The organism is Klebsiella sp. 10 (genome assembly GCF_018223925.1).
GTDB classification, from domain to species: domain Bacteria; phylum Pseudomonadota; class Gammaproteobacteria; order Enterobacterales; family Enterobacteriaceae; genus Klebsiella; species Klebsiella pneumoniae.
In genome coordinates this window covers 250,784-265,058 of record NZ_JAGRRB010000014.1, presented here as the reverse complement: position 1 = coordinate 265,058, position 14,275 = coordinate 250,784, and the positions used below count along the sequence as shown (strand labels likewise).

Sequence of the window (14,275 nt, the reverse complement as noted above, 5' to 3'; positions counted from 1 at the left end):
GGCGCAGCCTGAACGTACTACTCAGCGACCACTTCGATCGATTTAATGAACATATAGCCCCAGTCGCCGGCGAAGCGGCCGAAGTCAATCTGATTGCTCCCGGCTTTAAGCGTCACAGGTATCCGCAGCTGCTGGCCCTGCTCATCCGTCTGCGGGAAGGCCACGGTCTGCGGAGCGCCCCCGTTGACGACAAATGAGTTCTGCTTACCGCCCCATTTGCCGTTGAAGGTTACATTGAGCAGGAACTGACCGCTCCACGGCGCCTGCACCTGCCAGCTGACCTTATCCCCCTCGTTGGCAAATGGGCCGAGGAAGCCGTCCTCGCCAACTGTCAGCGCGTCTTTATCACTCTTCATCACCGTCAGCCGCCCCTCAGCCACGCCATAAACTTCGCCGTGATAACGACAGAAATCCGCTGGCGCTTTCCCCGTCGCCTCGCCCACCGTCACGGTCACGGTTTTGCTGCTTTTCAGCAGCCCATCGTCCGCCGTGAACGTCAGCGCATAGGTGCCTGGCGCCGTAAACCAGGCCCGGGTTTGAGCCCGATCGGCATGGCAGAAATGCACCTGGCCATCGCCGGCGTGCTGCCAGCCCACCTTAACCTCTCGCGACGGCAGGCCATCGTCCTGCCAGCTGGCAGTAAGCTCGACGCCCTGGTCCTGCGTGGTGGTTAGGGCCGGTTCCAGCGTGACAACCGGCGGCTGATTCTCCTCGCTATGCTGCACGCTAATCACATTGGAAGGAGCCGAACGACCGCTCTCGTTTTTCGCCGTCACCCGGTAGTAATACGTATGCCCGAGCTGAAGCTGAAGATAATCGTCGCGGAACAGAACCATGGTTTCCGGATTCCATTCGTTAACACCATCGGAGATATCCCGGCCCACCACCGTCCACGGCCCGGTCGGTGAGGCGGCGCGTTCGACATCGTAGCTGCGTCCCACCGCAGCGCCCATCCAGTTGATCGCGAAGGGCGAGGTGGTCTCGCGCAGCAAAGGCGCCTCCGGCTTCGGCAGCGGCGCCATCGTCTGCTGCCCGGCCATCTGCGCCGCGGCGGTGCGCACCAGATCGACCACCGCCTGCTCCTGGTTCGCTTCGCCTTCTTTGGCAAACCCCGGCAGGTGGTAGCTGTAGTGCCCGGTCGACTCCTTATGCCAGTAGAAGCCGCCGTCGTGACGATGGCCGCGGAAGCCCCAGATAAGCCCGCCGGCGGCTTGCGCCCCGTTGACCTCGCTGTGAACAATCGACTGCATAATGGCGTTCAGTTGATCCGCCGGCAGCAGGCCAAACTCGCCGACGAGATAGACTTTTTGCCCGCCGACGGCGCGCAGATCCTGCGTCACCTGCCCGGGATGGTTATTATCGGCATTGGTGTAATAGTGATTGCTGACGATATCCACATTGGGGTCGGTCAGCGCAAAGGAATTGATTTTCTTATAGGTGCCATCTACCACCAGCTGATGAGGGGCCCATTTTTTAATCCACGCCGCGGTCTGATGCAGGAAATCGGCGTTGGTATCCTCCAGCTCGTTACCGGTTTCCCAGGCCATGATCGCCTTTTCATCATAATAGGCGCGGCCGGTGACGGTATTTGTCCGGGTGATGACCTGGCGGATCACATCCAGATAGGCTTTGAAGGTCTTGCTATCGGTCCGATAAAAGTCTTCCGCTTTTTCATGATAGAACGCCGCCAGCTGCTCGCGCCCGCCCCACCACCACCAGTGGTCGATAAACGGCAGGATCAGACGCAATCCCTGTTTATCCGCTTCGGCAATCATGTTGTCATACACCCGCATGGCTTTCTCATTCAGCCGCGGCATGCCGTCCGCCGTTTCCGGCGCCAGAATATGGGTCTCGCGCCCGCAGGCCTTATCAAATTCCTGCTGCACCGACAGCACGTAGACGCGCTGGGCTTTCGCCCCGGTTTGCACCATCGCCTGGATCCAGTTTTGCTGCTCCTGGGCCGTTGGCCATTTAAAGTATTGCCCCCAGCCGCGCGGGTCTGCCCTGCAGGGGCCGCGGGCGTCGTCTTCAATGCGGTGTAGCTCCGGCGCGTGGATCCCGGCGAAACGAAACACCTTGTCGCCGTCCTTGAGGGTGGCGCCGTCGCGAGTGATAAAGTGCGTAAAGTGCGAGCGCTCGGCGGCCAGCGCCCCGCCGGCCCCCAGCGCGGACAGCAGCCCCATCAGCAGCAGGTTTTTCATCGGCTTCATCGTTGTCTCTCCTTAGAACCAGACCTCGGCCTGTACGCCGAAGTTAACGGTGTCGGTAGAGCCACTGCGGGAATACCCGCCGGCGGTGATGGTATTGGTATCCCAGTTGTAGTTACCGTCTAATGCATCGGAGACACCTTTATCCCACTTCGCGTAGGTGACGAAGAAGCGCAGCTGCGGACGCGCCCAGAAACCGGAGTCAAAGGTCAGCGTTGGCGCAACGGTGACTTTGGTCAGGCCGCCTTTGCCTTTGCCGTTTACTCCTTTGTAGTTTTTGTCATCCAGGTATTCGTAGCCCAGCTCGTACTGCATGGCAAAGTTGCGGGTGATCTGATGATAAGGGCGGATACCAGCGACCCACATCGAGCGTCCCCAGCCATTTTCATCTTCTGTCCACCAGCGGTAGTTTTTATCTTTCTGCCAGAAAGCGAAGGTCGAGATCTCCAGGTCGCCCATCGAGGCCACGCTATCCAGCACCACTCGCCAGGACTGGGTGTTTTCCAGGTTGGCCCAGCCCCAGCCGTTTTTACCCAGCGAGTCACCCGCCGCCAGCCCTTTCCCGTACTGCAATGCGAGGCGGGAGTATCCTCCGGTCAGACCATAGAAGCCGTCAAAGTTATAAATACCGGTCACGCCATAGCCCTTCTCGGCGGAAGTCGGATGGTTTTCGTTACGGTTCATGTGGTGGCCGATCAGCTCCAGATCGAAGCCTGTCCCCGCGATCTTTTTCAGCCACAGGTTGAGGGAATAGTCATCCGGGTAGCCCTGATCTCCCTTATCCACCGGGTATGCTTTGGTTTCATCGGTGGGTGAAAAGGCGTACACCCCGGCGTCGAAGCGGGCGAAGCCGAGATCCATGTTGTCGAAGCCGCCGCCGGTGCCGTTGTACTGAATGTACTCCCAGTCGAACTGATGGCTGGAGGTGTTGGAGCTGCTATAGCGCTTACCGGCCCAGAAGGTCATCTCCGGCGCAAAATCCAGATTGCTCAGCTCGGCGAACCCTTCACGAAACTGTACGTCATGGCCATCGTCATCCTGACAGTTCCAGTCGGAGGTGCATTTCGACTGGTGAGTGAGGTTGGCCTGCACTTTCGCCACCACGCCGCTGTCCGCCGTCAGCGTCACGGTGGGGATCAGTTCGATCTTGGTGTCTTCTTCGTTGCCCAGTCGCCACTTACCGTCTGGCATCAGGCCGACGGAGTCCGCGCGGTTGCCATCGGAGTTCGCCAGGATCCCGGAGCGGATATAGCCATGCAGCGCAAAATCATACTTCGGATCGGCGCAGGCCGGGCTGCTGGCCCCTGCCAGCGAGAGGAGAGCCAGAGGTATTGAGTGTTTCAGCTTTATCATTATTTTTTTCCCACGTTATGTTTGTTAACACGAACCGATAACGGAGGGGAAATTTACGGATCAAAAACGGAAATGTACATCCACTTACGGAAAGCGCTTTCCATAATTGCCTATCTGGTTCACAAAATTAGCTCTGCGGCGAATATATTCGTGAGACTGATCACATAAAACTACAAGAATGCCGCCGGGAGCCGGCAGTGGAGCGGAAGGAGGAGGAGATGAGCAGGTGCCGCCGGGGGATAAGCCGCCGACGGCGAGGGGGTCAGCGTTCGGTTTCCGCGAGCTGGCGTTCGTACACTTTGAAGAAGGGGCGATAGAGCATCCAGGCGTTAAACATCGCGAACAGGCTCATGCACAAATTTTTCCAGCTGCCGTTCGCCGACCATGCTGCCCCCAGCGGGGAAGGCATCGACCATGGCAGCATCGCCACCGCGCGATCGAGGATACCCAGCTGAGTTAAATACCATGCGATACAGGCATTTATCAGCGGAACAAAGAGAAACGGCAGTAAAAAAACCGGGTTCATGATCACCGGAAAACCAAACAGTATTGGCTCGTTGATATTAAACAGCGACGGCAGCAGGCCAATCTTGGCCACGCTTTTCAGCTGCCGCGAGCGGCTGCGCATCGCCATCAGCACCAGCGGCAAGGTGGAGCCAATACCGCCGATCAGCAGGTAAAAATCCCAGAACCCCTGCAGATAAATATGCGGCAGCGTTGGCGAACCCGCCGCCAGCGCCTGCTGATTTTCAAACAGATAGGTCATCCAGAAGGGGTTCATGATCCCGGTGATGATCAGCGCGCCGTGGATACCGATAAACCAGAGTAAGTTACAGATAAATAAAGAGATAAGTACCGCCATCAGCGTGTCGGACGCCAGCACCAGCGGCCGCACCGCTTCGCTGATCAACTCCGGTACGATGCGTCCGGTGGTCTGCAGCAGTATGGCATTCATCACGCTTATCGACAGCATCACCACCAGCAGCGGGATCAGCAGTTGAAAGCCATTGCGGGTCATCAGCGGCACTTCATCAGGCAAGCGAATGCACCAGCCTTTTTTGTAGAAAAAACGAATTATCTCAATGGAATAGGTGCTGGATATCAGGGCGGTAAATATCCCCATACCGCCGAGATAAACATTGCTCACCGCAGTCTCGCGAAAGCCGATAAACAGCAAAAACGCCAGACACCCGGTTAAACCGCAGAGCCGTTCCGGCAGACGGTACTGCTTGGCGAGACTGGCGCTGGCGCCGAAGGCGACAATCAGCGCCACCAGGCCAATAGTTAGCTGAAAGGTCGGCAGCAGGATAGGCCGCAGCAGCAAATAGACCTGGCCGAAACGCGAGGCGCCGTCGATGGAAACGGGCGGAAACAAAATGGGAACTAACAGGCTGCCAACAATCACAAAGGGCATAGCCAGCGCAAAGCTATCGCGCATCGCCGTAATGTGGTTGTTGCGCGTCAGAACGTTCGCCAGCGGCGCCAGCCGCTGCTCGATGATGTCCACGGCCACATTCATTAACTGAATGTTCATACTCCTACCTTTGCGAATGGTTGTCTCGCCGGGATGATCGCCCACAACACCGGAAAGTGAAAGCCTGCCATAGGTGATCATGGTCACAATTAATAAATCCACAAACGGAAAGCGCTTTCCGTAATGCATCCATTTTGACTATAGTCCGCTCATCCAACCTCATCAGGAGCGGTAATTATGAAAAAAATTATGTTGTGTTGTTCAGCAGGCATGTCCACCAGCCTGCTGATGAAAAAAATGATTGCGGAAGCCGAACAGCGGGGCCTGCCGGTAGAGATCAACGCCTATGGCGTAGCGGAGTTCGCCGAACAGGTCGGCCATTATCAGGTGGTGCTGTTGGGGCCGCAGGTGAAATACATGCAGCAGGATCTGCAAAAACAGGCGGATAAATACGGTATCCGCGTCGAACCCATCAATATGATGGACTACGGCATGCAAAAAGGCGCCGCGGTCCTTGATTTCGCCCTTTCCCTTATCGAAAACAAGAACTAAGGAAAGATCATGAGCTCTCTGTACGCTAAACTGATCGACGTGATCGAACGGCAGATCACGCCGCTGGCCGGCGCGATCGGCCAGCAAAAATATGTCACCTCGATCCGCGATGGCTTTATCACTGCCCTGCCCTTTATGATCGTCGGCTCGTTCCTGTTGGTGTTTATCTTCCCGCCGTTTTCTCCGGATACGACGTGGGGGTTTGCCCGCGCCTGGCTGCAATTTTCGCTCGATCATCGCGATGCGCTGATGCTGCCGTTCAACTTCAGCATGGGGGTGATGACCCTGTTTATCGCCGTCGGGATCGCCGCCAGCCTCGCCAAACACCATCATCTGGACTCGCTGACCGCCGGGATGCTGTCGCTGATGTCGTTTCTGCTGGTAGCCGCGCCGCTGAAAGATGGCCAGATCTCTACTGCCTACTTCTCCGGTCAGGGGATCTTTACCGCCATTCTGGTGGCCATCTATTCCACCGAGCTGTACGCCTTCCTCAAACGGCATAACATCACCATTCGCCTGCCGCCGGAAGTGCCTGCCGGGGTGGCGCGCTCGTTTGAAATCCTGATCCCGGTGCTGGCGATCATTCTGACGCTGCATCCGCTGAACCTGTTTATCGAAGCCCAGCTGGGGATGATCATTCCGGAAGCGATCATGTCGCTGGTGAAGCCGCTGGTCGCGGCTTCCGATACGCTGCCGGCGATCCTGCTGTCGGTGCTGGTCTGTCAGGTGCTGTGGTTCGCCGGGATCCACGGCGCGCTGATCGTCACCGGGATCATGAACCCGTTCTGGATGGCCAACCTGTCGGTCAATCAGGCGGCCATGGCCGCTGGCACCGCTATCCCGCACATCTATGTCCAGGGCTTCTGGGATCACTATCTGCTGATCGGCGGCGTCGGCTCCACCCTGCCGCTGGCGCTGATGCTGCTGCGCAGCAAGGCCGTGCATCTGCGGACGATCGGCCGGATGGGGGTCGTGCCGGGCGTATTTAACATCAACGAACCGATTCTGTTCGGCGCGCCGATCATCATGAACCCGCTGTTTTTCCTGCCGTTCGTGCTGGTGCCGATGGTCAACGCGACCCTGGCGTACTTTGCGCTGAAGCTGGACCTGGTCAGCCGCGTAGTGTCGATGACGCCGTGGACAACGCCGGCCCCCATCGGCGCCTCATGGGCGGCGAACTGGAGCTTTAGCCCGGTGATCCTGTGCCTCATCTGTATGGCCACCGCCATGGTGATGTACCTGCCATTTCTCAAAGCTTACGAAAAACAGCTGCTGGCCCAGGAGCGTGAAAACGCCGTCGGCCAGGCTGACAACGCGGCGCAAACCGCTTAACGCTAACGATTCAGAGGATAATCATGGAATTAGAAGAACAGGTGATGGGGATCATCATCAACGCCGGTCAGTCACGCAGCCTGTGCTACGAAGCGCTGCACGCCGCCAAAGCGGGTGATTTCGCCACCGCCGACGCCAAAATGCAGGAAGCGGCTCACTATTCCCGCGAGGCGCACCTTGTGCAGACCCAGCTTATCGAAGCTGACGAAGGCGAGGGAAAAACCAAAATGACGCTGGTGATGGTCCATGCTCAGGATCACCTGATGACATCCATTCTGGCGAAAGAGCTGATTGCCGAACTGATTGCGATTTACCGCGCGCAGCCGCTTCACGCCTAGCGCCTTGCCCGGCCAGACGCGCTGGCCGGGCCTGATTCCCCGAGGTCACTATGTTACATCTTGGAATAGATATTGGCGGCACCAAAATGGAAGCCGTACTGCTGGACCCGGCGGGCGAATGCGTCCAGCGCCTGCGCCGGCCGACCCACAAAGAGAGCTATGACGCCTTTATGCGTCAGTTGCTGACCCTGATTGCCGATATTCGCGCGGTCAGCCCGCAGCCGTTCACCCTGGGGATCGGCCTGCCCGGGGCTATCGATCCGCAAAGCGGACGCATTAAAAACTGCAACTGCCTGGTGCTTAACGGTCACGATCTGCGCCGGGATATCATGCAGCAGCTTGGCCAGCCGGTGTGGATGGCAAACGATGCCGACTGCTTCACCCTTTCGGAGGCGGTGGATGGCGCCGGCGCCGGAGCTACCACCGTCTTCGGGGTGATTATCGGTACCGGCTGCGGCGGCGGGATCGCCGTTCATCAACAGCTGCTCAGCGGCCCCAACGCTATCGCCGGGGAGTGGGGGCATAATCCGCTGCCGGGCTATACTCCTGAGCGCGATGGCCCGCCGCAGCCCTGCTATTGCGGCAAAACGAACTGCATCGAAAGCTTTCTCTCCGGCACCGGCTTCGCCCGCCGCTATGGGGAACAAGCCCGTGCGGAAGCCATTGTCGCCGCGGCGCAAAACGGCGATCCGCGCGCGCTGGCCCACTGGCGACACTTTATCGATGCCTTTTCCCGTAGCCTGGCGTCGGTGATCAATATTCTCGACCCGCAGGTGATTGTGCTGGGCGGCGGTCTGTCCAACGTCAGCCAGATCTATCGCGATCTGCCTGCCGCCATCGTGCCGTGGATCTTCTCCGACACCTGCCGCACGCAGATCAAACCGGCCCGTTTCGGCGACGCCAGCGGCGTGCGCGGCGCGGCCTGGCTGCCCCGGCTTCCCGGCGCCGCGCAAGGGCAGCGGTAGACACTTTTTTCAGCAGGTATGTTAAGCTAGGCGAAAATGTTCAGACAGAAAAAGCCATGCCAACGATTGATGATGTTTCAAGATTAGCGAATGTCTCAAGAGCGACGGTATCCCGCGTGCTGACCGGCACCCGGGGCGTGCGCGAAGAGAGCCGGGAAGCTGTGCTGCGGGCCGTTGAAGAACTCAACTATCGCCCGAGCTTTGCCGCGCAAAACCTCGCCAGTCAGACATCCAGCCACGTTGGTCTGGTGATTTCCGCGCAGGACGAAAGCCACGGCGCACGTCTGCTGCCGCTGCTCTCTCAGGCGCTGAAAGGGCTGAATAAAAGCCTGCTGGTCCAGTACGTCAGCGACCCGGTAGAGCAGGCGGCGGTAATCGACGATCTGCAGCGCCAGTGCGTGGCGGTGGTGGTGCTGGGCGCCGTTGCCGCCGACGCGCCGCGCAACGTTATCGCCTTTGACCGCTTCGGCGTCGCCGGGAGCAACAGCCAGGGCTATGACTTCGCCTTTGCCACCGAAAGCGCCTGCCGCTATGTGATTGGCAAGGGACACCGCAACATCGCCCTGCTGGTGGACAGCGATAGCGACGATGCCAGCCGTCAGATGCTGGAAGGCTACCGCAACGTCCTGCAGAACTACTCCATTCCTTTTAACCGTCAGCTGGTGCTGACGGCCAACGATGACGTCGAGCAGGCGCTGCTGACCTTAATTAACAGCTTCAGTAAATACTCAGTCATTATCGTTAAACGCGACCGCTACGCGGCTGAGGCGATGCGTCTGCTGCGCGAATTCACCATCGCCGTCCCGCAGGAAGTCTCCCTGCTGAGCCTTGAGGATTCCCCGCTCGCCTCGCTGCTCTACCCGCCGCTGACCTGCATCTCCTGGCCACTGGAGGCGCTGCTGGATAACTGTATTCAGCGTATTCGCAGCCTGATTGACGACCGGCCAACCTTCACCGCCGAGGGCCGCTCGCTGGCTGGCCGTCTGATCCCGCGCCAGTCGGTCGCCGATATCTCTTGATCTTCGCCCGGTTGGCGCCGGGCCAGACTTACCTCCCCTTTTCGCGCTTTCGTTTCCCGGCTCATTATTACCCACGCATGCAAATAAGAATTATTTTCATTTATAAATAGCTTGTGCTATATAACATAGCAATGGCTATAAACGCTGGGAAATTAACCACACCATTGCGAGGGATCCTATGCTACACCTGACACCGCTGAAATCATTGCTGCTGGCCAGCGCGCTGGCTCTGCTGGCCGCGACGCCGGCCTCGGCGCAGGAGAAATTCAGGGTTATCACCACCTTCACGGTTATCGCCGATATGGCGCAGAAAGTGGCCGGCGACGCCGCCGTCGTCAGCTCCATTACTAAACCGGGCGCGGAGATCCATGATTACCAGCCCACGCCCGGCGATATCAAACGCGCGCAGGGGGCGCAGCTGATCCTCAGCAATGGGCTTAATCTCGAACGGTGGTTTGCCCGTTTTTATCAGCACTTACAGGGCGTTCCGGAGGTGGTGGTCAGCGAGGGGATCCAGCCGATGGGCATCAGCGCGGGCCCCTATAGCGGGAAGCCCAATCCCCATGCCTGGATGTCGGCAGATAACGCCCTGATCTATGTCGATAACATTCGCGATGCGCTGGTGAAGTACGATCCGCCTCACGCCGACACCTATCGCCGTAACGCCGAGGCCTACAAAGAGAAGATCCGTCAGACGATGGCGCCGCTGCAGGCCAGACTGGCGCAGCTGCCGGCGGATAAGCGCTGGCTGGTCACCAGCGAGGGAGCCTTCTCCTATCTGGCCCGCGACTATGGCCTGCGCGAACTGTATCTGTGGCCGATCAATGCCGACCAGCAGGGCACCCCGCAACAGGTGCGCAAGGTTATCGACACCATGAAGAAAGAACGCATCCCGACCATCTTCAGCGAAAGCACCATCTCCGATAAACCGGCGCGTCAGGTGGCGCGGGAAGCCGGGGCCCACTACGGCGGCGTGCTGTATGTCGATTCGCTGAGCGCCGCCGACGGCCCGGTGCCGACCTGGCTCGACCTGCTGCGCGTCACCACCGAAACCATCGTCAACGGTATCCAGGACGGGATGAGGAAGCAGCCATGAATGCAGCGCAATCGGGACTGTATGTCGACCAGCTCACCGTCACCTGGCGCAACGGCCACACTGCCCTGCGCAACGCCTCGTTCAGCGTGCCGCGCGGCTCCATTGCCGCGCTGGTGGGGGTTAACGGCTCGGGTAAATCCACGCTGTTTAAAGCGCTGATGGGCTTTGTCCGCGTTGGTCACGGCGAGATCGCCATACTCGGCCAGCCGGTCAACCGCGCGCTGCGCCAGAACCTGGTCGCCTATGTCCCGCAGTCGGAAGAGGTGGACTGGTCCTTCCCGGTGCTGGTGGAGGATGTGGTGATGATGGGCCGCTACGGCCATATGGGCTGGCTGCGGCGGGCAAAGCCGCGCGATCGCGAAATTGTCGATGCCGCGCTGGCCCGCGTGGGCATGAGCGAGTACCGCCATCGGCAGATTGGCGAGCTCTCCGGCGGGCAGAAAAAGCGCGTTTTCCTTGCCCGCGCCATCGCTCAGCAGGGTCAGGTGATCCTGCTGGATGAGCCTTTCACCGGCGTCGATGTGCAGACCGAAGCGCGCATCATCAGTCTGCTGCGCGAACTCCGCGCTGAGGGTTGTACCATGCTGGTCTCCACCCATAACCTCGGGTCAGTGAGTGAATTTTGTGATTATACGGTGATGGTGAAAGGCACCGTGCTGGCCAGCGGCCCGACAGAAACCACCTTCACCGCCGAGAATCTGGAGCGGGCTTTCAGCGGCGTGCTGCGCCACGTCGCGCTGACCGGCGGGGAAGCGCAGGTTATCACCGATGACGAGCGGCCGTTTATCAGCCGGCGCGCGGCGGGAGGCCCACGATGAGCTGGCTGCTGGAGCCGTTTGGCTATCACTATATGCTCAATGCGATGTGGGTGTCGGCGCTGGTGGGCGGCGTCTGTGCGTTTCTCTCCTGCTACCTGATGCTCAAAGGCTGGTCGCTGATTGGCGACGCCCTCTCCCACTCGATTGTACCCGGCGTCGCCGGGGCCTATATGCTCGGCCTGCCTTTCGCGCTCGGCGCATTTCTCTCCGGCGGCCTGGCGGCGGGCAGCATGCTGTTTTTGCAGCAGCGCTCGCGGCTAAAAGAGGATGCTATTATCGGGCTGATCTTCTCCTCCTTCTTCGGGATCGGGCTGTTTATGGTGTCGCTGAATCCGACGTCGGTGAATATTCAGACCATCATCCTCGGCAATATTCTGGCCATCGCCCCGGAGGATATTATCCAGCTGGCGGCGATCGGCTTTATCTCAATGGCGATTCTGCTGCTGAAATGGAAAGACCTGATGGTGACCTTCTTTGATGAACACCACGCCCGCTCGATTGGCCTGAACACCCGCGGCCTGAAGCTGCTGTTCTTTACCCTGCTGGCCGCCTGCACCGTGGCGGCGCTGCAGACCGTCGGCGCCTTTCTGGTCATCTGCCTGGTGGTCACTCCCGGGGCCACCGCGTGGCTGTTAACCGATCGCTTCCCGCGCCTGCTGGCTATCGCCGTGGCTATCGGCAGCCTGACCAGTTTCTTCGGCGCCTGGCTCAGCTACTATCTCGACGGCGCCACCGGCGGCATTATCGTGGTCGCGCAAACGCTGCTGTTCCTCATCACCTTTATCTTCGCGCCGAAGCACGGCCTGCTGGCCAGCCGCCGCCGCGCCAGGGAGGCCGCATGCTGAACCTGTTCCTGGCCCCGTTCCAGTTTCCTTTTATGGTCAATGCGATAGCGATATCGATCGTCGTCGCCATTCCCTGCGCGCTGCTGTCGGTGTTTCTGGTGCTCAAAGGCTGGGCGCTGATGGGCGACGCCATGAGCCACGCGGTCTTTCCGGGCGTGGTGCTGGCCTACATTATCGGCATCCCCTTCGCCATCGGCGCGTTTATCGCCGGTCTGCTGTGCGCCGTGACGACCGGTTTTCTCGACGATAACAGCCGACTCAAGCGCGATACCATCATGGGGATTGTCTTCTCCGGCATGTTTGGCGCCGGACTGGTGCTGTACGTAGCGATCCAGTCCGATGTTCATCTCGACCATATCCTGTTCGGCGATATGCTGGGAATATCCCTCAGCGATATTGGGCAAACGACGGCGATCGCACTGGTGATTGCGTTGATTATCGGTCTCAAATGGCGGGATTTTTTGCTGCACGCCTTCGATCCAACGCAGGCTAAAGCCAGCGGCCTGCGCAGCGGACTGCTGCACTACGGCCTGCTGTGCATGATCGCCCTGACCATCGTCGCGACGCTGCAGTCGGTGGGGATTATTCTGTCGATTTCGCTGCTGATTGCCCCCGGGGCGATCGCGCTTCTGCTGGTGAGACGCTTTATCCACGCCCTGCTGCTGGCGGTAGCGGTGGCCATCGGCTGCTCGGCGGGAGGGGTGTGGCTGGCGTTTTATCTCGACAGCGCGCCAGCGCCGACTATCGTGGTGCTGTTTACCGCGCTGTTTGTAGTCGCCTTTGTCGCAAGCACGATCCGCGATAGTCAGAAACAGAAAACTTCAGCAATTATCCCCGGTGGCGGCTAACGCCTTGCCGGGGCTACAAGAGCACGACTTGTCGCCCGGCTGCGCAGCGCTGACCAGGGAAAGCCGCTACTTTTTCGGTCGATTTTTTTCCGGCAGCGGCGGCACCGGGCGCCTGTCGTCTAGCAGATGGCGAACAGTGAGGATCGGGTGGCGCCAGAGCATCCGCGGCCCGGCCCAGCGCATAATCTGCTTCATCTCCTCGCGCTTCGCCGGCTGGTAGCAATGCACCGGACACTGCTTGCAGGCCGGTTTGTTCTCGCCAAACACGCACTTATCAAGGCGCTTGTCAGCGTAGGCGTTCAGCGCCTGATAGTGCGCATTATCGGCCTGCGCCTCGGGACAGCGCCGCTGGTAGAGGGCAATCATCCGCTGAATCGTCATTTTTTCCCGTTCGATACGCTTCCCCATCTCCCTGCCTTTCGTCTTTTTTAAGATGCATTTATCATACACCTTAATATCCATACCCGACCAGACTCACTGCTTCAGATGCTGAATCAACTGCAGGGCTGCCCCGGACAGAACCCCGAAATGGCTGTAGGCATAGAAATCCCGGATAAAAACGCTGCCCTCGAGCTCAAACGGGCGCAGCAGGCCAAGCGCTTCTTCGTGTCGGTAAACCGGGGCCGGCATCGACGTTAACAGATCGCTCTCGCACAGAAAGGCCTTAATGGCCGAGGATGAGGCGCACTCAATAACCGGTTGCGGACAGGGCAACTGCCGGGCGCGAAAGATATCCGCCAGGATGTTCATTGGCGTACTAGACGGCGGCGGCATGATCCACGGATAGTCCAGCATCGCCTCCAGGGTGACGTCCGCCGCCTGATGCAGCGGGTGGTGCTGCCTGGCGACGATGCAGATCCGGTCCTGCCAGTTAATTTTGCCCCGCACCACGATTTTCTCATCATGCGGTAAGGGACCGCAGAGGGCGATATCGATGTCGTGCATCAGCAACAGCTTATACAGCTCGGAGTCAATGCGGTCGACGATCCGCAGATGGATCTGGGGATGGCGCTGATGGAAAGCCGCCAGCTTATCGATGAAATGGCTGGTCAGCAGACTGGAAACGCAGCCAATCCGCAGAATGCCTTTCCCGGCGCCACGGATGAGCTCAATTTCCTCGCGCGCCTTTTGTTCGGTATTCAGCATCGTCAGCGCGTAGGGTAAAAAGGCGCTGCCATATTCGCTCAACGCCATGCCGTGCTTATGTCGTTCGAATAAGGATGCGCTCAGGTCCGCTTCCAGGCTCAATAGCAGTCGGCTCAGTCCCGACTGGGTGATCCCCATTTTCTCTGCGGCCAGGGTCATATTGCCTTCGCGGGCGACGGTAATAAATGCCTGAATCTGCTTAAATTTCATTGGCATGATATTTACTCATTGAATAAACGGTTTTTGCATTTCCCCTGCGCCCTTTTTTAGCGAATAAATATC

The 14,275-nt window shown here is 59.0% G+C and carries 14 protein-coding genes; 9 read left to right on the top strand and 5 right to left on the bottom strand.

The annotated features are described in order from the left end of the window. Positions 1 to 17: 17 nt before the first annotated feature. The 3 genes from KHQ26_RS17075 to KHQ26_RS17065 form a co-directional block, all read right to left on the bottom strand. Positions 18 to 2,210: a CBM35 domain-containing protein gene (locus KHQ26_RS17075; protein ID WP_020805105.1), complete on the bottom strand. Its 2,193-nt coding sequence runs from the start codon at positions 2,208 to 2,210 to the stop codon at positions 18 to 20. Positions 2,211 to 2,222: 12 nt separating this feature from the next. Beyond that, a complete protein-coding gene (locus KHQ26_RS17070) occupies positions 2,223 to 3,560 on the bottom strand; it encodes a maltoporin (protein WP_002914972.1) in 1,338 nt (445 codons plus the stop codon). Between the two features lie 262 nt (positions 3,561 to 3,822). After that, the gene (locus KHQ26_RS17065; protein WP_004151052.1) at positions 3,823 to 5,094 is read right to left on the bottom strand and encodes a PTS sugar transporter subunit IIC; all 1,272 of its coding nucleotides are present in this window, start codon (positions 5,092 to 5,094) and stop codon (positions 3,823 to 3,825) included. Positions 5,095 to 5,271: 177 nt separating this feature from the next. On the opposite strand from KHQ26_RS17065, the gene KHQ26_RS17060 reads away from it, so the two are divergent. The 9 genes from KHQ26_RS17060 to KHQ26_RS17020 all read left to right on the top strand — a co-directional run bounded on the left by KHQ26_RS17060 (position 5,272) and on the right by KHQ26_RS17020 (position 12,847). Continuing rightward, positions 5,272 to 5,586 carry a PTS sugar transporter subunit IIB gene (locus tag KHQ26_RS17060; RefSeq protein ID WP_002914979.1) on the top strand — a complete coding sequence of 105 codons (315 nt, stop codon included), beginning with the start codon at positions 5,272 to 5,274 and terminating at the stop codon, positions 5,584 to 5,586. 9 nt (positions 5,587 to 5,595) lie between these two features. Beyond that, positions 5,596 to 6,918, top strand: coding sequence for a PTS cellobiose transporter subunit IIC (locus KHQ26_RS17055; protein WP_004145789.1), 1,323 nt, complete (start codon positions 5,596 to 5,598; stop codon positions 6,916 to 6,918). Between the two features lie 23 nt (positions 6,919 to 6,941). After that, positions 6,942 to 7,256 (top strand): PTS lactose/cellobiose transporter subunit IIA, encoded by a 315-nt coding sequence (locus KHQ26_RS17050; RefSeq protein WP_002914983.1) that lies wholly within the window; start codon positions 6,942 to 6,944, stop codon positions 7,254 to 7,256. A gap of 50 nt (positions 7,257 to 7,306) precedes the next feature. After that, the gene (locus tag KHQ26_RS17045) at positions 7,307 to 8,221 is read left to right on the top strand and encodes an ROK family protein (protein ID WP_020805103.1); all 915 of its coding nucleotides are present in this window, start codon (positions 7,307 to 7,309) and stop codon (positions 8,219 to 8,221) included. Positions 8,222 to 8,277: 56 nt separating this feature from the next. After that, a complete protein-coding gene (locus tag KHQ26_RS17040; protein ID WP_002915031.1) occupies positions 8,278 to 9,240 on the top strand; it encodes a LacI family DNA-binding transcriptional regulator in 963 nt (320 codons plus the stop codon). A gap of 178 nt (positions 9,241 to 9,418) precedes the next feature. After that, entirely contained in the window at positions 9,419 to 10,336 is a 918-nt protein-coding gene (locus KHQ26_RS17035; protein WP_211777927.1) for a metal ABC transporter substrate-binding protein, read from the top strand. Next, positions 10,333 to 11,154 carry a manganese/iron ABC transporter ATP-binding protein gene (locus KHQ26_RS17030; RefSeq protein WP_020805088.1) on the top strand — a complete coding sequence of 274 codons (822 nt, stop codon included), beginning with the start codon at positions 10,333 to 10,335 and terminating at the stop codon, positions 11,152 to 11,154. Before KHQ26_RS17035 ends, KHQ26_RS17030 begins: the two co-directional genes overlap by 4 nt. Then, complete coding sequence (sitC, locus tag KHQ26_RS17025) at positions 11,151 to 11,999, top strand: iron/manganese ABC transporter permease subunit SitC (protein WP_004145794.1); 849 nt, start codon at positions 11,151 to 11,153, stop codon at positions 11,997 to 11,999. The genes KHQ26_RS17030 and sitC overlap by 4 nt, the downstream gene beginning before the upstream one ends. Further along, a complete protein-coding gene (locus KHQ26_RS17020; protein ID WP_020805104.1) occupies positions 11,993 to 12,847 on the top strand; it encodes a metal ABC transporter permease in 855 nt (284 codons plus the stop codon). The genes sitC and KHQ26_RS17020 overlap by 7 nt, the downstream gene beginning before the upstream one ends. Before the next feature lie 66 nt (positions 12,848 to 12,913). Here the strand turns inward: KHQ26_RS17020 and KHQ26_RS17015 are convergent, their stop codons facing one another. Both KHQ26_RS17015 and KHQ26_RS17010 read right to left on the bottom strand, forming a co-directional pair. After that, entirely contained in the window at positions 12,914 to 13,255 is a 342-nt protein-coding gene (locus tag KHQ26_RS17015) for a nitrous oxide-stimulated promoter family protein (protein WP_072159798.1), read from the bottom strand. A gap of 66 nt (positions 13,256 to 13,321) precedes the next feature. Continuing rightward, positions 13,322 to 14,209, bottom strand: a complete 888-nt coding sequence (locus KHQ26_RS17010; RefSeq protein WP_004151056.1) for a LysR family transcriptional regulator — start codon at positions 14,207 to 14,209, stop codon at positions 13,322 to 13,324. Between the last annotated feature and the right edge of the window lie 66 nt (positions 14,210 to 14,275).